The 23,904-nt window shown below is 39.8% G+C and carries 19 protein-coding genes and 2 riboswitches; of the genes, 5 read left to right on the top strand and 14 right to left on the bottom strand.

Annotated elements, in window-relative coordinates; translation table 11 throughout:
• Nucleotide 1: 1 nt before the first annotated feature.
• The 6 genes from LZP85_RS03900 to LZP85_RS03875 all read right to left on the bottom strand — a co-directional run bounded on the left by LZP85_RS03900 (nucleotide 2) and on the right by LZP85_RS03875 (nucleotide 8,175).
• Nucleotides 2-1,399, bottom strand: coding sequence for a zinc ribbon domain-containing protein (locus LZP85_RS03900; protein WP_119544183.1), 1,398 nt, complete (start codon nucleotides 1,397-1,399; stop codon nucleotides 2-4).
• A gap of 68 nt (nucleotides 1,400-1,467) precedes the next feature.
• Nucleotides 1,468-2,313 carry a DUF6574 domain-containing protein gene (locus LZP85_RS03895; protein ID WP_226639532.1) on the bottom strand — a complete coding sequence of 282 codons (846 nt, stop codon included), beginning with the start codon at nucleotides 2,311-2,313 and terminating at the stop codon, nucleotides 1,468-1,470.
• Between the two features lie 34 nt (nucleotides 2,314-2,347).
• Nucleotides 2,348-4,282 carry a zinc ribbon domain-containing protein gene (locus tag LZP85_RS03890; protein ID WP_119544185.1) on the bottom strand — a complete coding sequence of 645 codons (1,935 nt, stop codon included), beginning with the start codon at nucleotides 4,280-4,282 and terminating at the stop codon, nucleotides 2,348-2,350.
• Nucleotides 4,283-4,549: 267 nt separating this feature from the next.
• A complete protein-coding gene (locus LZP85_RS03885; protein ID WP_206782247.1) occupies nucleotides 4,550-5,818 on the bottom strand; it encodes a PTS ascorbate transporter subunit IIC in 1,269 nt (422 codons plus the stop codon).
• Between the two features lie 26 nt (nucleotides 5,819-5,844).
• The gene (locus tag LZP85_RS03880) at nucleotides 5,845-6,111 is read right to left on the bottom strand and encodes a PTS sugar transporter subunit IIB (protein ID WP_062687283.1); all 267 of its coding nucleotides are present in this window, start codon (nucleotides 6,109-6,111) and stop codon (nucleotides 5,845-5,847) included.
• The gene (locus tag LZP85_RS03875; protein WP_206782248.1) at nucleotides 6,112-8,175 is read right to left on the bottom strand and encodes a BglG family transcription antiterminator; all 2,064 of its coding nucleotides are present in this window, start codon (nucleotides 8,173-8,175) and stop codon (nucleotides 6,112-6,114) included.
• Between the two features lie 1,107 nt (nucleotides 8,176-9,282).
• Between LZP85_RS03875 and LZP85_RS03870 the strand changes: the two genes are divergently transcribed.
• Entirely contained in the window at nucleotides 9,283-9,576 is a 294-nt protein-coding gene (locus LZP85_RS03870) for a WXG100 family type VII secretion target (protein ID WP_025909237.1), read from the top strand.
• Nucleotides 9,577-9,764: 188 nt separating this feature from the next.
• Nucleotides 9,765-11,225 carry a catalase KatA gene (gene katA / locus LZP85_RS03865; protein WP_226639529.1) on the top strand — a complete coding sequence of 487 codons (1,461 nt, stop codon included), beginning with the start codon at nucleotides 9,765-9,767 and terminating at the stop codon, nucleotides 11,223-11,225.
• Nucleotides 11,226-11,611: 386 nt separating this feature from the next.
• Here the strand turns inward: katA and LZP85_RS03860 are convergent, their stop codons facing one another.
• From LZP85_RS03860 to LZP85_RS03850, 3 genes are all read right to left on the bottom strand, one after another.
• On the bottom strand, nucleotides 11,612-11,746 hold the full coding sequence (locus LZP85_RS03860; protein ID WP_076512530.1) for a YjcZ family sporulation protein: 135 nt from the start codon (nucleotides 11,744-11,746) through the stop codon (nucleotides 11,612-11,614).
• Nucleotides 11,747-11,920: 174 nt separating this feature from the next.
• The gene (locus tag LZP85_RS03855; RefSeq protein ID WP_061785299.1) at nucleotides 11,921-12,856 is read right to left on the bottom strand and encodes a nucleoside hydrolase; all 936 of its coding nucleotides are present in this window, start codon (nucleotides 12,854-12,856) and stop codon (nucleotides 11,921-11,923) included.
• A 45-nt stretch (nucleotides 12,857-12,901) separates the two neighbouring features.
• Nucleotides 12,902-13,001: riboswitch (purine riboswitch) on the bottom strand.
• A 68-nt stretch (nucleotides 13,002-13,069) separates the two neighbouring features.
• On the bottom strand, nucleotides 13,070-14,611 hold the full coding sequence (locus tag LZP85_RS03850) for a histidine kinase N-terminal 7TM domain-containing diguanylate cyclase (RefSeq protein ID WP_226639527.1): 1,542 nt from the start codon (nucleotides 14,609-14,611) through the stop codon (nucleotides 13,070-13,072).
• Between the two features lie 251 nt (nucleotides 14,612-14,862).
• Nucleotides 14,863-14,949, top strand: a riboswitch (cyclic di-GMP riboswitch).
• Nucleotides 14,950-14,975: 26 nt separating this feature from the next.
• Between LZP85_RS03850 and LZP85_RS03845 the strand changes: the two genes are divergently transcribed.
• The 3 genes from LZP85_RS03845 (at nucleotide 14,976) to ftsZ (ending at nucleotide 16,642) form a co-directional block, all read left to right on the top strand.
• Nucleotides 14,976-15,107, top strand: a complete 132-nt coding sequence (locus tag LZP85_RS03845) for an anti-repressor SinI family protein (protein WP_119543167.1) — start codon at nucleotides 14,976-14,978, stop codon at nucleotides 15,105-15,107.
• 124 nt (nucleotides 15,108-15,231) lie between these two features.
• Complete coding sequence (locus tag LZP85_RS03840) at nucleotides 15,232-15,486, top strand: hypothetical protein (protein ID WP_062686569.1); 255 nt, start codon at nucleotides 15,232-15,234, stop codon at nucleotides 15,484-15,486.
• A 202-nt stretch (nucleotides 15,487-15,688) separates the two neighbouring features.
• Nucleotides 15,689-16,642, top strand: coding sequence for a cell division protein FtsZ (ftsZ, locus tag LZP85_RS03835; protein WP_025909243.1), 954 nt, complete (start codon nucleotides 15,689-15,691; stop codon nucleotides 16,640-16,642).
• Nucleotides 16,643-16,678: 36 nt separating this feature from the next.
• Here the strand turns inward: ftsZ and LZP85_RS03830 are convergent, their stop codons facing one another.
• The 5 genes from LZP85_RS03830 to LZP85_RS03810 form a co-directional block, all read right to left on the bottom strand.
• Nucleotides 16,679-19,156: a bifunctional diguanylate cyclase/phosphodiesterase gene (locus tag LZP85_RS03830; protein ID WP_224840029.1), complete on the bottom strand. Its 2,478-nt coding sequence runs from the start codon at nucleotides 19,154-19,156 to the stop codon at nucleotides 16,679-16,681.
• A gap of 141 nt (nucleotides 19,157-19,297) precedes the next feature.
• The gene (locus LZP85_RS03825) at nucleotides 19,298-19,906 is read right to left on the bottom strand and encodes an ABC-2 transporter permease (protein WP_226639526.1); all 609 of its coding nucleotides are present in this window, start codon (nucleotides 19,904-19,906) and stop codon (nucleotides 19,298-19,300) included.
• Nucleotides 19,887-20,768 (bottom strand): ABC transporter ATP-binding protein, encoded by an 882-nt coding sequence (locus LZP85_RS03820; protein WP_061785303.1) that lies wholly within the window; start codon nucleotides 20,766-20,768, stop codon nucleotides 19,887-19,889. The genes LZP85_RS03825 and LZP85_RS03820 overlap by 20 nt, the downstream gene beginning before the upstream one ends.
• Complete coding sequence (locus tag LZP85_RS03815; protein WP_025909247.1) at nucleotides 20,768-21,145, bottom strand: GntR family transcriptional regulator; 378 nt, start codon at nucleotides 21,143-21,145, stop codon at nucleotides 20,768-20,770. Before LZP85_RS03815 ends, LZP85_RS03820 begins: the two co-directional genes overlap by 1 nt.
• 123 nt (nucleotides 21,146-21,268) lie before the next feature.
• Nucleotides 21,269-23,608 (bottom strand): immune inhibitor A domain-containing protein, encoded by a 2,340-nt coding sequence (locus tag LZP85_RS03810; protein ID WP_076512532.1) that lies wholly within the window; start codon nucleotides 23,606-23,608, stop codon nucleotides 21,269-21,271.
• Nucleotides 23,609-23,904: the final 296 nt, after the last annotated feature.

Genomic DNA, 23,904 nt, shown 5'->3' with positions numbered 1-23,904 from the left:
ATTACTCTACCCTCGAATCTACCTTTTCAAGATCAGCGCTATCTAACTTCCATTCTCCGTCTTCCTTCACAAGGCTCCAATACCCTTCCCACTCTTGTACAAGGTGTGTTCCGTCATTATTATCATCATAAGATGTCATTTCAACGTAAGCTCTCGCTTCATTTCCATCTACATCAAGAACTTCAATGTTCGTTACATTATCCGAGATATTTGCTTGTAGCCCTTTTTTCCAGTCGCTTAAATCTACTTTTGACTTTCGGCTTGATGAGAACAGGTCATGTGCTGATGCAAAGCTATCCGATGTAATATAATTGTAGTGAGAACGAACGGCATCTTCAATACCTGTCTCTTCGTCGATAGAGTCAGAGGCATCAACTTCCGTACTTACGTCGTCGAAATCATCACTCATGCTAAAATAAAGTTCTGCTTCCACAATGTCACCTTCAAGAGTAATAGCTGGTGTTTTCTTCGTTTTCGAACCAAATTTTCGTTCTGCATGTACTTCTACTGATCCATCTAAATTAACCGGACCAATGTATCCAAGCTCTTCAACCGTTTTACCTGTACTCTTACCGTTTACGAATACAGTTCCATCAAAGTAATCAGAGTATAACGAAACGTAATGATCTCCCCAATCAAAGTCAGCACTTATTGCTTCATCGCTATCCGTTGACTCAATCGTTTGTTTCATTTCAACGGTTCCATAATCACCTTTTGTAGACAATTTCATTTCATGTTCTCCAGGTAAAAATGGACCTACTGTTTGAGATTCATCTGCATCTTTAATGGTACCTACTTTTTGATTGTCAATGTAAACTTCTGCTTTTTCCAAGTTAGACGTGACTTCCGCATAAGCAGGCTGAACACGAATCGTGTAATGATCGAATAAGACCCACTTCTTGCCGTCTAGTTTTAGCTGAGCATATGATGAGTTTACTTCGTCTGTTTGAACCGTGTTTCCTTGCGTTTCATAAAGGCTTACTTCTTCTTTTAACTCATCTGACATGGATGCAAGTACTTGAGGATTGTCTTTTACATAGGTAAGAAACTGCTGAACTTGTTTTTCATTTGCTTTTAGCTCAATCTGACCTTCATTGACAATTTTTTTCACAGTTTTTACATCTTGCTTCTGCACAGCTTCTATAAAGTTATCGACTACGGCACTTGGAGATGTCATTGTTTTATTAACCATATAGTAAGCTCCAAATGTTAATGCGGCTATAGCAGCTGCTGAGATGGTTAGCATCTTCGTTTTTCGGCTCATCCCTTTTAATGCTGGTTGGGGAGCTTCGTTTTCCACCATGGGTGGGATAGATTCAGCCTCGACTTGTTTACCACACTCCGGGCAGAATTGTTGTTCTTCGCTGATTTTATGACCACAGTTTTTGCAATAATTCATATCTAACTCTCCTTTTAGTTAGAAGAAGGAGCATCGTTTCAATACGACGCTCCTTCTTTCATCATGATTTACCAAAATGACCTATTTAACACGTCAGTTACTTCAGGCATAATGATGTCACTGATACTTTGAGACAATAGAATGAAAAGCACTAATGTCACAACAAAAGCAATGACCGTACCATATATACCATCCATCCCCGATGTTTGACCTTTAGTAAAGCTAGCAATAGCTAAAGAAATAGCAAAGAAAATACCTAAAACCCCTAAAGCAAATACATAAAGAAACAGATCAATTTTTAAGATTGCTAGTACAACACTAATAATTAACAATAAAGCTGGGATGATTAAGAACGTACCAAAGCGAGCAAATACATCCTGGAATGTCACGTTTACTTTACCTAATTTTATTGCTACAAATACTGCTCCCCCTATAATTCCAACCCATAAGATACAGAATAAAGCATTGGTGAAAAATAAATCGACAAATTCAGGTCGAATAACATCGCTTACTTTTGATTTAATAACATGACTTTCAAATCCACCTGAGAACTTTTCATTCGCAATTAACGCAGTTTTTTCAATAATTGCATTCCATCCAAAAAATACTGTTAAAGGAATACTAATAGCAAAAAGAATCATTGTAATAAGACCATTAATAAACTGTTCTCCATGTACTCCTTGAGCCGTTGCAGTTGGGTTTTTTAAGCCTTGCATAAAGTAACCGATGTACAGCTTTGAAATTTTCTTTGCGTTTTCTACATGTTGATTCGGTTGTTGTTGAGCTGGCTGCTGAGTTGGCACAGCCTCTACTCCTGCTGCTACTTGCTGAGCAGCCACTGCTTCTAATTTTTTTCCACACTTTACGCAAAATTTTCCGCCATCGTTGTGATGACCACAGTTCAAACATTGCATTTATAAAATCCTCCCTCTAGATGTTATGCTACTTTTAATTTGTTTCAGTTGTTTTAACAAGCTTGTAAACACCTAGTTCTCCGTCACTATCTTTTACTTGATGAACCGTATTGAAGTTTGCTTGTTTACTAGTTCCATCAGCATATGAAATTGTATACTCTTCATATGTAGAGACTTCGTATAGACCGTCTCCTAGATCTTTTACGTTTTTCACATCAAACGTATGTAGCTCTTCCGTAATTCCTTTTTCATTTAGATACGCTGTGTAATCTTTTTGTTCTTTATACTTTGGACCATTGGGGTCAATATAAGGTGATGCGATAGAGAAATCTTCGTTATTAATAGAAGAAATTGTTGCGTCCATGTAGTTGGCCATAAACGAACCAATTTCGTCAGATGAATAGTTTGCTTGCCCTTCTTCACTTTCGTCTTCCGAACTTTCATTCACAGTCTCTGCTGTCTCTACTTCTTCGCTTGTTTCACTATCTTTCTTTGATGATGAGCTAGCGCTTGTTTGATACGTTTTTGGCTTATCTTCCATGACTTCTTTCACTTTTTTCGATAACTCACCGTATGTGCTAGAAGCGTTATGAACTAACCACTTTTCTTGTTTTTCATCATAAATTAGCGTGTATTCCATAAAGGTATTTTGCTTGCTCATTTCTGGAATGTCACCTTGGTAGTAATAAGCCTCTTCGTATTCTTGAAGCCCATATACGGTAGCTGTCCAGTCTCCATCTTCATATCGAATATCCATATCATCTAAATTAAACGTCGTGCCAATATACTTGTTTTTATACAGACGACTAATATCTTGATCATAGCTAATGTTTTCTTTTAAATCTGCTAAGTGATTTGCGGTTACATTTACAGCTTTACTTGGGTCTTGAGCCGTGTATGCACTTAACCACCCTTTTGTTGAACTCACAATCGTATCAATCAGCGCATCTTGTGTTTTTTTATCGGTGCCAAAGTTCACGTACACTTCTGACCCATCAATTGCGTGATTAGCAGTCGTAGCTTCTCCCCAAGGAAGCTTAGCTTTTACTTGTAGCTTCATAGAACCTTCTGTTAGCACTGGACCAAACGTATCTTTTTTTGCTAAATCTACGCCAACGTCTTTTCCATCAATCAATACGTTAGACGAAATCTCTGCATCTTCAATTCCGGTATACACCGTAACATCCGAGCCGTCTAATGAAAGGTTAACGTTTTCTGTATCCACTGTATTAGTAAGCTCTACGTTTTCTTTAGCTACTAAGTCCACAAAATCAGCTTTTAATTTACCTTCAATTTTATAAGTACCAGGCAAATAAGGACCGTATGTGTCTTTAAAATCATCCGATGTTGCCGTATCAATCTTTTTACCATTTATGTATAATTCCGTATTTTTGTAATTAGTGCTAATGTCGACATATACAGGGTCCACTTGAACTGAATACTTATCAAAGATAAGAGCTGTTTTACCACCTTTATTTAGCCTAATAGAACTATCTTCTAGCTCATTACCTAATACGCTCACAGCTGAGCCATCCATTGATGCTGACTGTCTCTTTAAAAACTTAATAACGTCTTTTCGTTCATCAGGGTTTTTCTTAAAGTAGCTTACAAAGCCTTTGACATCCTTTTCTCCAATCTTCAAACTTGGATCTGTAGATGTTAGAAAACTAGCAACCTCTTTTTCATCTTGTTCAATAAGAGCCGTTTCAAAGCGATCAATTATTTTATCTTTATCAGTGGCTGCTTTTCCGTACTGATATCCACCGAATAATACTACGATAGCAGCACTAACTGAGATAATTAACGCCTTTTTCTTTTTCGTCATTGGTGACTTTTGTGTATGTCGTGAATTTGTGGTTACCGTTTGCTCTGTGGGCTGAGCTAACTGTTGCTCAAACGGTTCTCCACAGTTTTGACAAAACTGCGCTCCTTCTTGTTGGTTTGTTCCGCATTCTTTACAAAATGCCATACGCATAACCTCCTTTTTTAAATATAAAATAAGTAAAAAGAATCATGAAAAAATACCCATCATTTATCCACAGTTCTTTATATCGGTAGGTTTCTCTAACTTTTAACCATTAATTTTCTATTTTTAACAATCACATCCAAGTCAACAACTTTTTAATCTTAAAAGAAGACACTTCATATTCCCAAACCAGCATATAAAGGTATTCCATTTCTAAAAATAATAAAAAAAAGGTGCAAAAAGAGAATCTCTTTTTGCACCTTTTTTTAGTTAAGATAATCCCAATAGTTTCATAATCATTAAAATCAGGATTCCAACGACACCAAAGTCAGAGTCACCAAAGGTTGTTCCTTCAAATCCAACGTCTCCCATAAATACTAATAGAAGAGCTGGAATGAAGCTGATGATTAAACCGTTACAGAACGCTCCTGCCATCGCCCCTCTACGACCACCCGTTGCATTCCCGAATACACCGGCTGCTGCACCTGTGAAAAAGTGCGGCACGAGACCTGGTACGATGACTTTTAAACCTAGTAGAGGTAAGAAGAACATGGATAATAACCCTGCAATAAAACTGAATAAAAACCCAATGATCACTGCATTTGGTGCGAATGGAAAGACCGTTGGACAGTCAAGCGCTGGCTTCGTGTCAGGCGCAACCTTATCCGCAATCCCTTTAAACGCCGGAACGATTTCAGCAATCAGCATGCGAACTCCGGCTAAAATGATGTACACACCTGCTGCAAACGTAATAGCTTGAATGAATGAAAACACAATAAAGTTTGATCCGGCGGATAAAGTAGACTCAATGTACTCTTGTCCGGCAAACAGTGCTACAACTAAGAAGAAAATCGTCATCGTCAGCGAAACCGCAACGGACGTATCTCGCAAAAAACCTAAAGATTGAGGGACTTTGATTTGTTCCGTTGTTCTTTCTTTGTTCCCGACTAATTTTCCGACTTTCGCCGATACGAAGTAACCGATTGTTCCAAAGTGTCCGATGGCAAAATCGTCACTTCCCGTAATTTGACGCACGTACGGCTGAAGGATAGCTGGGAATAATACCATACATAAACCTAAAAGTATGGATCCAATCAGCACGAGTGGAACTCCTTGAAGTCCACCAATCGATAATGTGGCTGCAATTAAGCAAGCCATGAACAGCGTGTGATGTCCGGTTAAGAAAATATATTTGAAACGAGTGAACTTTGCTAATAGAATATTGGCAATCATCCCAAACACCATAATTAAAGCGGTGGATGTGCCGAATTTACTTTGAGCAGCCGCGACAATCGCTTCGTTATTTGGAATAACGCCTGCCACGTTAAAAGCTTTATCAAACATATTGCTGAAAATATCAAGCGATCCCGTTAATACGGTTGCTCCCGCTCCGATAATGATAAAGCCCATAACGGTTTTTAACGTACCGGACACAACGTCCGCGGTTTGCTTGCGCTGAAGAAGTAAACCAACAAGCGCAAACAAACCAACGAGAATGGACGGTGTTCCTAAGATGTCTTTCATAATAATGTCTAACATAGTCTGACCCCCTTATTGATCAGGAATTATGAAACGATTGGCTCTAGCTTTGATTTGATTTCTGGAATGCTCATCATATTTTCCAACGTCACGATTTGACGCGTACCGTCGTTTAATTGACCGACAATATCAGCAGCTCCGATGAATACATCGGCCTTTTCCGTTTTTGCTGATGCTAAATCCGTGTGGTCCACCTCTGCTGTTTTCCCCATCTCTGTTAACGCTTTCTTTACGTTCATCTCCATAATAAAGCTGCTTCCTAATCCATTTCCGCATACAACCATGATTTTCATTTACATTTCCTCCTCTGAATATTGGTTAATATAAGTTAAAATATGTTCAACGCTTGAGCTAGCAATGATATCTTCAATATTACTTGGTTCACCTAAAAGCTGCGTCAGCTGAACGAGCGCTTTTAAATGTGACTCATTATCCGTTGCGGCTAGCACAATGATAATTTGAACCGGCTTGTTTCCTCCAAAATCCACTGGCTCATCTAACTTTAATAAGCTCATAGACAGTGAGCGAACTCCGTGTTCAGGACGAGCATGTGGAATCGCAACCCTTGGCGTAATAACGACATAAGGTCCTGTTTCTTCTATAGAAGTAATCATAGCTTCCACATAGCTTTTTTCAATGGCGCCAATCTTCAAAAGCGGTGCGGCTGCTTCTTCAATACTTTCTTGCCAACTTGAAACGCTTGGCTTCAGCTGAATCGTTTCAGCCGTCAATAATTCCTTAAGCACAGGCTTTTCCACCTCCTCTAATGAATACTTCGTTGTTTTTTGCATGTGCGTCTGCAGCTGCCACTGAAGCGCGCTCTGCAGCTCTTTACGCTGATGAATTGTCGCGTAGCTTTCAATGACCTTCATAACCGCTTCTAAGTCCACACGATTGGAAGTATAGCCGTACAGTTCCTGCATGACGTGCTGCTTTAATTTTTCTTTATCCTCTACGCCTAAAATCGGTGGAACGACAAACAGCAGTGCGTTCGTTCGTAAGTGAACGGTTGAAAAGATAAGATCATAGCTTAATGAATACGTCGACATCTCGCGAACAGACAAAGCGTCCAAAAATAAAAGATCTGGAAAAAGTTCGCGCAGTGTATAAATAAGGATATTACTAATCCCTACGCCGTTTGGACAAACGACGATTGCTCGCCTTCTACCATCTAACGTTGTTCCTTGTCTTCTTAACCACCCGCCAAAATAAACGGTAAAATAAGCAACTTCGCTTTCAGGTATCGGGCAGTCAAGTTCTTTCCTCATCGGCCAAAGCGATTTATTCGTTAAGTGATATAGCTCTGGATACACGTTCTTAATCCGCTCAACCATCGTATGAGCAGGCGTAAGCTGATACTTCATGCGATAATACGCAGGCTTAAAGTGAACAAATAACTGCTGATACAGCTCTTTTTTATCCTGCAGTTCAATACAAGACAAGCGCTCAAATTCATCAATAACCGAAAGCAAGCAGGTTTCAATCAGTTCATTTTCTTGAAAAGGAGAAACGTCTTTTGTTCGGTTCATTCCAAGTAAATGAAGCGTTGCATACAGCTTGTCATCCTTGCTCCAAGCCGGTGAGAACACCTGGCTATTTGTTAATGCTTCGACTACCTTGTACTCATTTGTTTCAATTAAAGGTTGCCAACTCTCTTGGTATGGCAAGGTGTCACCCTTACAAATTAATTGGTCTAGTGCTAAAAATAAAAACGATAGCTCCTCTAGCCTTTCATCTGTAAAAGACACGCCAAGCTGATGTTCCGCTCCTTCAAGCTCACTTTGAATATGTTCAAGCTGAGCTTGCTTCGTTCCCCAAATGCACGTAACAACCGGCTGACTGCTGCCGTTTTGCAAAAGCTCATGAATGATTTGCTCAAGGAGATAAAGCTTCGACTCATGCTCGCCTTTTATGACATATCCTTTCACTTTTGAATAGTGAATATCTAGACCATAGCTCTTGGCTTTCTTTTTTAATTTTTGAAGGTCCTTCAACACGGTATTTCGCGAAACGCCTACCGCACTTTGAAAATGATAAACGGACAGTTCTTCCTCACTAAGAAGCAGCATTAGGTAGAAAACTTGTTCACGATCACTCTCTGAAAACACGTAGCTTTGCTTTGTCAGTTTTGCCTGTAAACCTTTCACTGGAAGACTAGCAATCAAGTAGTACCCTACTTTTCGATCAAACTGAATAGGTTCATAGCCGTGCGCTTCTAACCAATCATTTGCTTTTTTCATCCCATACTGAACTTGTCTTCTTGTCAGACTGGTCTTTTCTTCAAGCTCTGCCATCGTTAAGCTTTTTACCTGCTGCAAGTTCTGCAACAGCGCTGCGCTTCGTTCATCTAAAACCATGTTGTGTTCCTCCTTATCTCTACAATACGCTATAACCACAGCAAAGAAAACGTTTTCTAAAACCCTTTCTTGTTCTCTCCACTGCACACAAATATACTCTGCCGTTATTGTAACAAACTTTTTGTGTGGGCTTTGCTTCTTTTAATAAGATGTAGTCAAACCTCTAGTTAAAAAGGCAAGTAAGGTGTGAGACCCATACGAGGTTAGCTTAACGCGAGTCCCATGGAAAGCAAACAAGCCGGAGTGAAAATCACGATCCGTTGCGTGCGTTCTCTCCTCTTCCACACTCAAACAATACATAGAAGTAATTGTTTTCCCTTCTATTCAAAAAGCCCATGATTGAAACGGAGGATGCGAGACTCCTGCAGGACTAGCGAGTGTTCTGAGATCCCGCAGTTTACGAGGAAGCTCAGGCCGAGCCCTGCGGAAAGCAAACAAGCCGAAGTGAAAATCACGATCCGTTGCGTGCGTTCTCTCCTCTTCCACACTCAAACAATACATAGAAGTAATTGTTTTCCCTTCTATTCAAAAAGCCCATGATTGAAACGGAGGATGCGAGACTCCTGCAGGACTAGCGAGTGTTCTGAGATCCCGCAGTTTACGAGGAAGCTCAGGCCGAGCCCTGCGGAAAGCAAACAAGCCGAAGTGAAAATCATGACCCGTTGCGTGCGTTCTCCCCTCTTCCACACTCAAACAATACATAGAAGTAATTGTTTTCCCTTCTATTCAAAAAGCCCATGATTGAAACGGAGGATGCGAGACTCCTGCAGGACTAGCGAGTGTTCTGAGATCCCGCAGTTTACGAGGAAGCTCAGGCCGAGCCCTGCGGAAAGCGAGCAAGCCGAAGTGAAAATCATGACCCATTGCGTGCGTTCTCCCTTACTTCCTGCACACACTTCTTCCAATCTAAGAATCATTAGACCTACTTTACCAGTGGGAATAAAGACCAAAACACCCAGATTTAATCGTTCTTTATAAGCATAAAAACTTCTATTATCTAGAACTATTGATTCGTTTTTGCTAATTTTTTCAAATTCCTTTTGACTGTTACTGGAATTTTTTTTTAAAATAGTAAATGAAAATACATATTAAAGGAGATGTTTTTCCATGTCAGGAATCATTCGCGTAACGCCTGCTGAACTTCGTGAAATGGCAGCTCGCTACAATAACGAAAGTGGTCAAGTACAAGATCTAGTAGGTCGCCTTGACACTATGAGAAACCAATTACAAGATATGTGGGAAGGTTCTTCTAGCCAAGCATTCATCGCTCAATACGAAGAATTAAAACCATCATTCGTTGAAATGTCAAACCTGCTTAACAAAATCGCTAAGCAACTTGACGACTCTGCGAACGTTCTTGAAGACACAGACAACCAAATCGCTAGCCAAATCCGCGGCTAATAAAAAAATGCTCTATCTTTTGATAGGGCGTTTTTTTTGTTAATGTTTTTCCCTCTTTGCCCATACCTATGAAAATAGGAAACACATTGCAAAATTTCAGTTATTTATAATTATTATAAAAAAACATTGATTTTTATTTGATATATGGTATTATCAAACTATCAACTAAAACTTTACGAGGTGATCTTATGACTGAAAATAACAAAAAATTGACGACTAGCTGGGGTGCTCCTGTTGGTGATAACCAAAACTCGATGACAGCGGGATACCGTGGCCCTACGTTAATTCAAGACGTTCATCTATTAGAAAAACTAGCTCACTTTAATCGCGAACGCGTACCAGAGCGTGTTGTTCATGCCAAAGGTGCTGGTGCACACGGTTATTTCGAAGTAACAAACGACGTTTCAGCTTATACAAAAGCAGACTTCTTATCTGAAGTTGGAAAACGTACACCCATGTTCATTCGCTTCTCAACAGTAGCTGGCGAAAGTGGCTCAGCTGACACGGTTCGTGACCCACGCGGCTTTGCAGTAAAGTTTTATACCGAAGAAGGAAACTACGACTTAGTTGGTAACAACACGCCGGTATTTTTCATCCGTGACGCAATTAAGTTCCCTGATTTTATTCATACCCAAAAAAGAGACCCACAAACGCATTTAAAAAATCCTAATGCAGTTTGGGACTTCTGGTCTTTATCACCTGAGTCTCTTCATCAAGTAACAATTCTTATGTCCGACCGCGGAATCCCTGCAACATTCCGTCACATGCATGGGTTCGGTAGCCATACATTTAAATGGGTAAATAAAGAAGGAGAAGCTGTTTGGGTGAAATATCACTTCAAGACAGAGCAAGGTGTGAAAAACTTGCCAACAGATCTTGCGGCAAAATTGGCTGGTGACAATCCAGATTATCATACAGAAGATTTATTTAATGCGATTGAAAAAGGCGACTTCCCTGCTTGGAAGCTATATGTACAAATCATGCCTGTCGAAGATGCGGATACATACCGCTTCGATCCGTTCGACGTAACAAAAGTATGGTCTCAAAAAGACTATCCATTAATTGAAGTTGGTCGCATGGTGTTGAATCGCAACCCAGAAAATTATTTTGCAGAAGTTGAACAAGCAGCGTTCTCACCTGGCGCATTCGTTCCTGGTATCGAGGCATCTCCAGATAAAATGCTTCAAGGGCGTCTATTTGCTTATGCAGATGCGCATCGTTACCGCGTAGGTGTAAACCATAATCACCTGCCAATCAACCGTCCAAAATCAGACGTTCACCACTATCAGCGTGATGGACAAATGCGCTTTGATGGCAACGGTGGTGGATCAGTTTACTACGAGCCAAACAGCTATGGTGGTCCAACTGAAACGCCTGAGCATAAGCAAACAGCTTTCCCTGTTAGCGGCGTAGCAGAAAATGCACCGTATGACCATAATGACCACTACACGCAAGCTGGTGACTTGTACCGTTTAATGTCAACAGAAGAGCGTGAACGCTTAGTAAACAACATCGTAGAAGCGATGAAGCCCGTTGAAAAAGACGAAATTAAGCTTCGTCAAATCGCTCACTTCTACAAAGCTGACCCAGAATACGGCTTGGGCGTGGCAAGGGGCTTAGGGCTTGAAGTCCCTAACCTAAAAGCGTAAGCGACTGGTAGTTCATGAAAGGCATTAGAGCTTTTAACTTAAAAAAGTAAATAGGAAAATTCAGATTATCTATTCTCAACTATTATTTTCATTTCTCAATTAATCTATTTCTCTACTGCCCACGTCAAATTGGCGTGGGCAGTCATTTTCAGCTTTAGAAAGGATGAAAAAACAATGGCCAAACAGTGCCCTGTATGTATGACTGAAATCAAACAATTAAAACATACGTTATTATGCAGCTGCGGTGTACGATTAAAAAAGAAAAAAAACAGCTTATTCAAACAGGAAAAAAGCTAGCGGTGCGCTAGCTTCTTTAAGGCCTTTACAATAGGAGAATGAAGAGGAGCATACTCTTAACTGTTGAAGTACTAATCATTTACTTGCTATTAGCAATCGCCTTTGTATCCCCAACAAGCGCAACCGATAATAACTAATAGAATGAAAAGGACGATGATTAAAGCGAAGCCGCTTCCGCCGCCGTAACCACCACAACCGTAACCGCAGTTTCCGTAACCGTACATATTGTCTCACCTCCTCTTGTTGATACTCTCATCATATGTACCGATACAAAAAATGCTCCTAAAAAATCCAAAGTAAACTTTTGCGTTTACACGAACATCTTTTAGGTTGATAGGCTTGTGCATATAAGAAAAAGCCCAAACCAAACGGCTTGGACCTCTCAATCTTACATGTATTTATTGCTTTTTAGACAGCTCTGTTATGTAGTGAAAAAACGCTTCTGAATCAACGTCATACACGACATGAACCCGTCTTCCCCCTACTGTTTCATACGTTCTTCCTTGGCTTGGAACTTTCGTTTCTACCTCGCTGCAAACTGTTTTCATCTTCACAAGATCTGGCTTACCAACGGAAGCGGTTGTTAACACATCCCACAAATAGTACGTGGAATTGGTTTCAAAATGTTCAAGTGGTGGGCACGCAGCGTAGCACTGACCCACGAAGTCCACTCCCGTATAGCGGCGAAGGGATGCCCAATAGTTGCGAACTGAAATCGTTAATGGTACTTGATTGGTACTTTCAAGAGCCACCATTTCAATCGTTAATCCGCTTTTCCACACGCGAGCTACGGCTTCAGGATCCCAAAATGCATTCCACTCTGCCGTTCCGTCGTGCTCAGGCTCTTGAACGTTTCCTACTTCTTGGAATGTTCCGCCCATCCACACTAACTTTTCAATTTTCTCTTCAATATCAGGTGCTTCATCAAGCGCTCTGGAAAGGTCTGTCAGTGGGCCTGTAAATAGGAGCGTTGTTTTTTCTTGTTCTGCGCGCACTTTTTCAATTAAATGACGATGAGCAGGCTGATTGCTGACCGGCGCTTTCATTTGACCTGACTCATTTAAAATCGGAAGCGCGTCAACAAAAAACGTATGCATGCGCCATTCTTTTGGAAATGGATACATTCCTCTTGACGTCGAACGCGCGACTTCAACTCGCTGGTTGCTGAAGCGATCGATGATTTTTCTACTTGCGCTAATACCAGGCTCGAGATAGCCGTCCGCTGGGATAACCGATACACCCGTTAGCTCCACATCATCCATTTGGAGCAGTAAAAACAAAGATACTAAATCATCAATTCCTGCATCATGGTTAAAATATACTTTCTTTTTCATCGCTTTTTCATCCCCCTAGGTACACTAAAAACTGCGAAAAATATGCTAAAGAAGCATATTTTTCGCAGTAAGAAATTTGTGGTTTCTATGTATTGCCCTTAAACCATATCATTAAGGATATACGAAAAATAAAATTTTTTTGTGTGTAATTGTTCGTATTTAAAGTCTATTTTACCTTAAAAATTCACCTAAAACAACCTTTTATAATTAGAATCAAACCTCCACACGATTTCGACCGTTTCGTTTTGCAGTGTATAGCGCTTGATCTGCCTTGCGCACAAATTCATCTAACGTACATGCTGCGTTTCCTAGTTGTATATCAAGAGCAGCAACACCAAAACTTGCCGTTACACGAATTTTCACTCCATCAGCTTCAACGGCTGTGTTCTGAATAGCTTCCCTAAGTTGAGCTGCTAGGCTATGAGCCTCATAAAGAGCAGTTGCTGGAAGGTAAACAATAAACTCTTCTCCTCCGTAGCGTCCAATGATATCGGCTGGTCGTACGTTTTTCTGAACAACTTCACTGATTTTTCTTAACACGGCGTCTCCCATTTCATGCCCGTACGTATCATTGACTGTTTTGAAGTAGTCAATGTCAAACATAATAATTCCGGCTACCCCGCCGCGTTTCATGAGCGATATGAACATTTCTTCTGCTTGTCGAACAAAGAACGTTCGATTATACACTCCTGTTAAACCATCGATGCTTGCAAGCTTGCGAAGATCTTCCTGCATATTGACTCGTTCTGTTACATCACTGAACGTAATCATTTGGCCTACGTATACTTGGCTCGTGTTGTATACTTCAGAAAATCGAACGTGAAAATGCTGAATGACTCCAGCTTCGTGACGATAATCACATTCTTTCCTTTCTTGAATAATAGTTACTAGTGCTTTATTTTCTTTCACAATGGATAGGATATGTTCACCAACCATTCTGTGATGCAGCATGGGAATAACTTGACGAACGGCGTTATTAAAGTCTACCACTATGCCCTTTTGATTTAGCACAATGACGCCTTCTTGCATCGTTTCAAAGACCGTATCACGAGCGATGGGCACCACATTAAACGACCGGAACATGAAGATGGACAGCCCGTGAAACAAGCAGGTTAACCCAATGGAAACAGGGCCTAAATCAATTCCATATGGGCTGAGCTTATTTAAGTAAAAGTAGCTAGCAATAATCGGCGTTAATAAACCAAATACCATTAATAGAATCTGCATTTGAAATTGAAAAACTGATTTCCGAAGCTCCATCAATAGCACAATGACACTCAGCATAATGCAGACAAACAAATAAAATGAATGGAGGTAATGAAACGGACCTGCTACTAAATCAGCCACGGGAAACGGCGTATCGCTTCGAAACCCTATTTTTTTATAGTACATATCGTGCCAATCATTTGTATTGTGGGTGAAAATCGTAATAATTGGAACAGTAAATAGAAGATAATAAAAAGCTGGATAAATCTTTTTCCCAACGTAGTTAAAGCACATTAATACGATGAATGCTGGGATAAATGGCAGAGGAAGATACTCTACGCTTAGCCAAAACTTAACTTCTTCAATCGATGTACTCATCATTTCAAACATGTATCCAAAAGCAAAAACAGAGGACAGAAAGGTTAATATGACATAGTGCTTAACCCGAGGACTGTCTCGAATTTTAAACGCACCGTATAAACTTAAAGCTAAACTAAGGACACCCGAACTTCCAACAATCACTACATATTTGAGTAGTTCACTATGCATGAGCCACGACTCCATTTTCATTAAGGTTAGCGTACGCTACATTATTATATAGCAGCGCGTTTCTCTTAGACTATATATTTTCGTTCATCTAGCCTATTTATCCTCCATAAAACCCAATTACTTCACATTTAATAAGAATATATTCATATAAATCAGAGAATTTTTTCAATTTTTTAAAGATAAACAACACTTTTCGACATCTTTTTCATTTTGTTTAGCATATACTTTTAATACTACTAAAAATAATTCTCTTCAGAAAAAGGCAAATCTTTCGAAAGAAAGCGACGCAAAGCTACAGATCTAAGGTGCAACGGCACTATGATGGCTGAGCTCCCTGGGATGGGTCGAGGGGGATATTAAAGTAATGACAAATCAAATAACAGTAAAAGCAGAAGAAGATGTACAAGAATGGATTTCACTCATGCAGCACGCAAAAGATCTCGGTCTCACCATTGAAGAAATACAGCATTTTTTACTTCAGAACAAAACTACATAAACAGTCCTCAAGCTGAAATAAGGCACCGTAAACCTTCAGGTATAGACTACCTGAAGGTTTTTTCGTGCTTGCTTTTCTTGTATACTAGTAATAGGTAAAAACTAGAAAGGATTGTGAAGAAACATTGAATATAGCATCGTTTATCATAATCGCTGCCCTAGTCGTCTACATTTTTACACTACATTCAAAAATCCGGGCGCTTGAAAAGCAGATTAAAACAACACCGCTTACGGAAAACCAACAAGAAGCGCTCGCAATAAAAGTCTCAGCCATGCTTGAAAAAGGGTATACAAATGTAGAAGTTATAAAAGCCGTTCGACAAGATACAGGGTGGGGCTTACTTCAAGCAAAACAGTACGTTGATACGTTCAAAAGATGACCAAAATCGAGTTCTTTGGTCATCTTTTTTGCGATTTGATAACGTTTTTCGTCAAATACAGACAGATAACCTTAATTAATGGTACAATGGCGATAAAACAGTGAATTTAACATCATTATGTCAACGGCGATAAAGATGATGATTATTTAAACAATCACTTACCTTTTTTGAACAATCGAATGAGAGAAAGTAGGCTGAACATATGATTGATTTTGATACAGGATCTCCACTAGTGAAAATTAAAGTAGTTGGTGTGGGAGGCGGTGGAAACAATACCGTTAACCGCATGATTGAACACGGCGTGCAAGGCGTTGAATTTATGGCTGTAAACACCGACGCTCAGGCTCTTAATCTATCAAAAGCAGAAAAACGCATGCAAATTGGTGCTGCCTTAACGCGTGGACTGGGTGCGGGTGCAAACCCCGAAGTCGGACGCGCTGCTGCTGAAGAGAGCAAAGAGGAAATTCAAGACGCCCTTCAAGGTGCGGACATGGTGTTTGTAACAGCAGGTATGGGCGGCGGAACAGGGACAGGTGCTGCACCTGTTGTTGCGGAGATGGCTCGTGAGCTCGGTGCGCTAACAATTGGTGTCGTAACAAAGCCGTTTCGTTTTGAAGGAACAAAACGTACTCGTCAAGCAACAGGCGGTGTTGACGAAATGATGAACGCAGTTGATACGCTAATTGTCATTCCAAATGACCGCTTATTAGAAATTGGTGATAAGCGCACGACAATGCTGGATGCTTTCCGCGAAGCTGATAACGTACTGCGTCAAGGGATTCAAGGGATTTCCGACTTGATTTCTATCCCAGGCTTCATTAACCTTGATTTTGCTGATGTAAAAACCATTATGTCAGACCAAGGCTACGCGCTGATGGGAATTGGGATTGCAAGCGGTCCTGAACGCGCTGCTGAAGCGGCGAAAAAAGCAATTTCTAGTCCGCTGTTAGATCGTTCAATTGACGGTGCACAAGGAATTCTAATGAATATTACAAGCGGCTCTAACCTCAGTTTATTTGAAGTACAGGAAGCTGCAGATATCGTAACGTCTGCTTCTGACCAAGAATTGAACATGATTTTCGGTTCTGTTATTAATGAAGATCTTCAAGATAAAGTAATGGTAACCGTTATCGCAACTGGCTTTTCAGAAAGCTAACAAAAAACACTTGGATGCACATCCAAGTGTTTTCATTTATACAACAGGTTCCAAACATTTTGCCTTTAAATAGATAATAGCCTGCTCAATACACACGGGCTTGCTAAAAATATAGCCTTGAATAAACGGACAGTCATTCTCCTCTAAGAACGAAAGCTGCGCACGCGTTTCCACACCTTCAGCAATCACCTTCATATTCAGCCCCCGTGCTAAGTAAAGAAGGCTCTTTGTAATGGTTTGATGTTTTTCGTTTTCAACAACGGACTGAATAAACGTTTTATCGATTTTCAACACGTCAAAATCAAGCTTTTGCAAGTGAGACAGCGAACTAAACCCTGTTCCAAAATCATCTAAAGCGAACGTCACGCCCTGCTTTTTTAAAACGGTCATCATCTTTTTTACCTGCTCTTCATGATGAATGATGGAGTTTTCCGTAATCTCAAGTTCAATAAGCGATGGATCGATGTCATAGCGTTCTAAAAGCTCCATGACAAATTCAACAAAGTTAGGTTTTAATAAGCGTTTTGACGATAAATTAACCGACACAGGAACAACTGTTAATCCTAACTGCTTCCACTCTTGCAGCTGTTGACATACTCTCTCTAGTACCCAATCTCCAATTTTCACAATTAAATTAGACTCTTCTGCTAGAGGAATAAATTCTCCTGGTGATACAAGTCCCCATTCAGGATGATCCCAGCGAATTAACGCTTCAAAGCTATCAAGCTCTCTCGTTTGCGTATTGATCTTCGGCTGATAATGAAGAAAAAACTCATTTTGTTCAATCGCATTTCGCAGCCCTTTTTCTAAATGAAAACTTTTGTACGTTCGGCTATCCATATGAGGTGAATAAAGCTGCCAGTCATTTTTTCCAAGCTCTTTTGCTCGATATAAAGCAAGACTTGCATTTTTCAACAGCGTTTTTGCGTCTTTTCCGTCATGCGGATAAATTGTAATCCCCATGCTGGTGGTTGTGTGAAGATGAAATTCATCAATTTCAACTTCTCTTTCTACTTGTTCAAAAAGCGATTTGGCAATTTGCGTACATTCTTCTAAACGGTCTAATGACTCAAAAAATATCGCAAATTCATCGCCACCAACTCGTGATAAAGACCCTTTATCTTGTACCGTTTTCTCCAGACGATGCGCTAACTTTTGCAGCATGAGATCACCGATATCATGACCTAAAGTATCGTTTAAATATTTAAAGCGGTCAAGGCCGAGATAAAAAACAGCAATGAACGAATGATTCTTTTTAACACGTGCAATTGCATTAGTTAAATCTCGTTCAAACTTACGGCGGTTTGGCAAATTCGTTAGATAATCGTAATTTGCTAGATATTCAATTTCATCCGTATAGCGCTTTTGCTCCGTAACGTCTTCTACAATTCCGTCGAGACGAATGACGTTTCCTGAATCATCTAAAACTGGAATCACTTGATCTTTTAGCCATTTAGTAATTCCTTTCTTTGTCACGATGCGATAATAGTGACAAATTGGCTCACCGCCCATCAGCTTTACTTGTTCTGCCTCTACTTTTTCAAGGTCATCTGGATGAACACACTCTTTCCACAATGAGCGACTTTGAATAAATTTCATTGCCGCTTCCTCATAGATATTTGCCACTCCGTCAGAACAAAACGTCACTTTGTTTGTGCGAACATCTGCTGACCATATCCCAACATCTAAGCTGTTATAAACCATAGAAAACTGACGCTCAACTTGCTTAAGCTGCTTTTTTATTTGATGTATTTCAGTTACATCAAATACGACCCCAAGAAGCTGCACAACTTGATTTTTCTCATCTATAACAGGATCTGCTTGTTCAAATACGATGCGTGAATGACCGCTGGGCTGAACTAAACGATATTTAATACTGTAGCTATCTCCCTTTTCAATGGCACGCTTTATAGTTTGATTCACTCGCTGCCGATCACCAGGGTGCACAAACGTCAGCACTTCATCGTATGAAGGAATAAAATCTGATGTTTCTTCCATACCAAAAATGACGTACATCTGTCGGGACCAGTACGATTCATTTTCCAATACGTCATAATACCAACTTCCAATATTCGCTAGCTTTTGCTCCATATTCAATTGGGTTTGAAGCGTCATTACATTCAGCTGTTCTTCCGACTTCTTTTTACAGATGGCATACACTGCCTGTAGCTGTCCCTCAATAAGAATAGGCACATAGCTCAGCATCACTCTAGTACTCTTTCCAAACTTTGTTTTTAGAATGGTAGTAAACTGGACGACTTCACCTTTCAGCGCTTCTGTAAAATACTTTTGATGATCTAACCCGTACTCTACAAGTTGAAAAAAAGAGAATTGTTCTTGCACTTCAGTACATACAAAAGCCGAAGCCTGCTTGTTATAAAAAAGCAAATCACCTTTTTCATCGAGCAAAAAAATAGCGTGTGAACTGGCTTCTATGAGTGCTGTATTAAAAGTATGAACACCCATCGCATCTTGTGTAGTAGATGCGATGTGATTAAAAAATGAGTCATGCATCTGGTTCTCTTTTCTCCTCGCTCTATCAGTCTTATCTTTAATTGTAAAGGTTCAGTTTGATTTTGCAAGCCTATCCTTACAAAACTGTCATTATTTTCTTAAGGATAATATTTTCATTGAGCTCTGGAAAAGAATAACCGTTTAACGTGTTTTTTGTTTATAGATAAAAATTGACGTTAGCCACGATAAAAGATAGAGAAGTAAAGCAGGTAAAAAAACAAGCATATAAAGGTTTGAGACCTCTAAAGACATGATTGTGCGTGCCGTGTTAATTACCCGCTCCTGCAGGTTATGCACAAAGGTATTAGCAATGATTATATAGATAACGAACAGCCCAATAAAAGCTATTCCCAAATACTTACTGTGAAAAATATACGAAACCGGAAAGGCAATGGAAACAAAAGTTAAAACAACGCTGATACTAAACACTAATTGCGCCCACTGCATCCCTTCGCTGTGAATAATCCAGTTTGAAGCAGCGATAACAAAAAGCGTAATGACTGCAAACAGGAGCGCACCGAGGTATTTAGCGGTTACAAGCTCTTTGCGTGTATATGGAAGTGAATTTAGTAAAAGGTGCACAGCCGATTTCTCATCTTCTGAAAAAGCATTCATGACGAGTGCAATGCTAAAGATAATACCTATCCAAGTAGTCGACGTATCAAGCAGCAAGTATATAAACAAAATCGGTAGTAGAATGAAAAATACATTTCTTTGCAATAAAAAGTCTTTACGAATAAGCTGTAGCATGTTCACGCTCCCCCTTCTTTGTATAGAACATAATGTCCTCAAGCGTCGGCTTTTCAATGAGCACCTCTGCACCAAAGATATCGTGTACTCGGTCCTTTTTATTGGTCAGCGCTTCAAACCCATGATTAGATGTTTGAATGGCTAGAAATTCTTTTTTCGTGTCACGATCTAGTAAATCAACTGTCCCTTTTACGAGGGCATATTCTTCAAAGATTTGATGGTGCTCTTTTGTAAACATATGCTGTCCGTTATGGATAAAGGTAATGTAGTCTGCGATTTTATCTAAGTCTGTGGTGATATGCGTCGAGAAGAAGATCGTTTTCTCATGATTGAGCATGAGCTCCTGTAGAATCTCTAATAGCTCTCTTCGAAAAATGGGATCTAAGCCAGATGTTGGCTCATCCATCACAATTAAATCCGCGTGATGAGACAATGCCATCGTTAACGAAGCCTTCATCAGCATCCCTTTTGAAAACGTTTTGATTTTTTTACGTAAAGGGAGTTCAAATCGTTCAACATACTGTGTAAACAACGTATCATCCCAGTTTCTGTACATCGGCTTAATAATACGCTGAAGGTCTCGTAGCGTAATGTTTTCGTAGTACATATTTTCATCACATACAAATCCAATCCGTTGCTTGATCTCTTTCTCGTGCTGAGTGTAGTTTAAGCCAAATACAGAGACGCTCCCGCTATCAGGCTGTAAGAGATTCATAATTATTTTAATAACCGTTGATTTCCCTACTCCGTTTCCACCGATTAATCCCGTCACAAAACCTTTTTTTACTGACAGAGATACATCCTTTAGTTGAAATCCGCTAAACGACTTGGTCACATTGTTCAGTTCAATCACGCTACTCATTACCTTTCCTCCTCATACAAAATGATTAAAAGCTCCTGGAGCTCCTGCAAGCTAACTCCAATTTCTTTGCTGTTTTGAATGGCTGCTACTAATTGTTCTTCGATGACTCTTCGCTTTCGCTCACGAATCATCTCGTGATTTTGTTCTGAAATGAATGAACCTTTCCCTACAATTGAAAAGATAAACCCGTCTTTTTCAAGCTCTTCATAAGCTCGTTTGGTTGTAATGACGCTAATACCTAAATCCTTAGCAAGCTGACGCATCGAAGGTAACGAAGCTCCTGGTTTTAATTCATCCGCTAAGACCTGCTTTTGAATTTGATGGTAAATCTGTTCATATATAGGCTCTTTTGACTGATTTGAAATCACAATATGCATATTCATACCTCTTTTAAATAATGTATATATACTTTATATACATTATATACACATTGTGTTCCTTATTTCAATATTTCCCATAGAAAAAAGCGGTAAGTTTTTCACTTACCGCTTTCTGCCTTCTTATTTATGAATCCAAACTGCTCCAGCTGAATTATCATTTGCTTCGCCAATCACATCGATTTTCAAACCGTATTTTGGAAGAATGCGGCCGGCATCTTTAATGCGATCATCGATATAAGAACGACGGTCGTTAAAGCTTGTCACCCCTTTTGCTTCTTTGGAAGAAATTGTTCCCCATGTTGAATGCGTATATGTCCATGGAAGCGTTGAATCAAATGAGAACGCAGCGTCTGCGATTTGATAACGAGTTGAGTTTGCCGTTGTGCTAATTCCGTTTCCGTTAAAGTATAGAACTTTTTTCGGATGTGAATCAACAACGCCTAAGAAACCTTCACCAGGGTGCTCTCCAACCCAGTTATCTAAGTAGCTATCGTCAGCGTACCATAACAGCATTCCCGTATTGTACTTCGCTCCGCGTGCAAATTGCAGCGCCTTGTCACTTCCAGCGTAGTTTCTCCACTCAACGTAGTAGTAGTTATCCTTGTACATTAAGCCGTCCGTTTGCTCAAATCCATCTAGCGTAAACGTTGGTTGACCTTCAGCATCATCTGTGAATACAACGTTACCATCCACTACAAGCGATGCGTTATCCAGCCCAAACCCTTCAAGTGCTAATCCGCCATCCGTTACGTATTCAAACTGAAGCTTGATTTTCTTGCCTTTAAACTGACTTAAATCATAGCTTACATCTACCCATTTTCCATTTGTTGTTTCGGCAGAGTTATCAGCATTATTTGCTTTATCACCAATTGTATCTAAAAGAACTTTAGAGCCATCTGGGAGAATAGCATTTACATATAGGTAATCATATTCTGCTTCCACTTCATAGTTTGCTTTAAAATTAAATGAAGCTTTTGTTGCACTTGTTAAATCTACCTCTTTTGTCGTCATTGCTGTGCGCAGGTCGTCACCTTTTTGACTGTAATAAAACTTCTTACCGAAGTCTGTTTTCATCCCTTGCACGGCTTTTTGAGGAAGGTTAATCTTCACAATGCCTGGGTTTTTAGATTTCGTTACGCTTTGGTCAATGATGCTTACAGCGCCCGTCTTTTTAATATCTTTTAAATCCATTTCTTTAATGTTTGCCCAGTTTCCTCCCATTACCTTTTGGAAGAACTCTTTGTTTTGTGGTGAAAAGCTTGTTGGCTCTGTTCCAGCAATTTCTCCAGCCCAGCTTCCGCCACTCATAATAGACCAAACCCCAACCGGCTCACCTTGACCTGTATATTGCGTATCATACTCATCTGGAAGACCTAAGTCATGACCGTATTCATGAGCGAAAACCCCAACAGCTCCGTCTTCCGGCTGAATTGTGTAATCATATGCGGACACATCAGAACCAGGTACTTTATAAGGCTGTCCTAATGTCCAGCGGTGTGACCAAATTGCATCATCGCCTAACTTACCTCCACCTGCTTCTTGACCTGTACCAGCGTGGATAATCATTAAGTGATCCACTAATCCGTCCGGCTCGTTTAAGTTGCCGTCACCATCTAAATCATATTGATCAAATTGATCAAATTCTTTTAAATCAATACCGCTTTTAACAGCTTCTTGAAGTGCTTCTTTTACAAGGTCACGAGGGCCTTTGGGTCCGCGGTTGTCATTTCCACCGTTTGGATTATCAGCACCGTAATCTGCCGCGTTACCTTTAACGGTTAACCATTCAGAAACCGTACCATCCATTGTATAGCTTCCACCTGATTGCTCTTCGTAATATTGTTTAAATGTTTTAACTTTTTTACCGTTAAACAGCTTGAATTCTTTATCTCCAAACATTAACTTTTCATAATGCTTCCGATTAAAATCATCAGCATACATATAACCAGGCTCTTGAACCACGTTATTATGTTTAAAGTCTGCATATTCAACTAACAGTACAAGCACTTTATCTGTACGAACATTTCCATTGTATTTTGCTTCTTTAGCTGGCTTAACTTTCACGCCATTTCCGCTTCCTTTTGTTACAGCGTTCATGTTAACGTTCTTTGCTTCCTTTACTTTCTTTTCATTTTTAGCGCGGGCTTGTTTTGCTTTTACATCAATTTTATTTGGCTTTTGCCCTTTCACACTTTCTTTATGGCTGTCTTTCTTCTCTATGTATGCATTAACAGCCTTCTTTACCTCTTGAGGTGTTGCCTTTTTTGAAATGACCCCTTGCTGCTGCAAAGCTTTCCCTAATCGTTCTTCTGGAACAATATTCATATCCAGCGGTGGACTTTCAAGCTGATCAGCTGTTTTCGCTGATGCACTTGTCGCATTAAACAGAGGAAGTCCTCCACCGATTGCAACGGTTGTTGCTAGCAACGAGGTTCCTAGTACTTTTTTCCATGTAACCAAAGATAATACCCCCTTCTAAATTATCGCACTATTAGCAAAATTTATTTTAATCTGAAGTTTCTTGTCGGTCAATAGTTTTTGCTTTTGTAATAAAGGATTACATACCGCTAAAATCCTACATACTCCTCTATTTAGATCGTCTTACAACTCGACATTATAGGCTAAAAAGAGGATAAAAAATGTAAAAAAACTGTCAATATATAACTATAGGAATAATATGTAATCTCATATACCTATCGGCTGTTTTGTTATGGGTATATATTATTATTTTCAAAACTTTCGTATTTCGTAGTGTT

The organism is Priestia flexa, from assembly GCF_021441905.1.
In the GTDB taxonomy this organism is placed as follows: domain Bacteria; phylum Bacillota; class Bacilli; order Bacillales; family Bacillaceae_H; genus Priestia; species Priestia flexa.
This window is presented reverse-complemented; position numbering and strand designations above follow the sequence as displayed.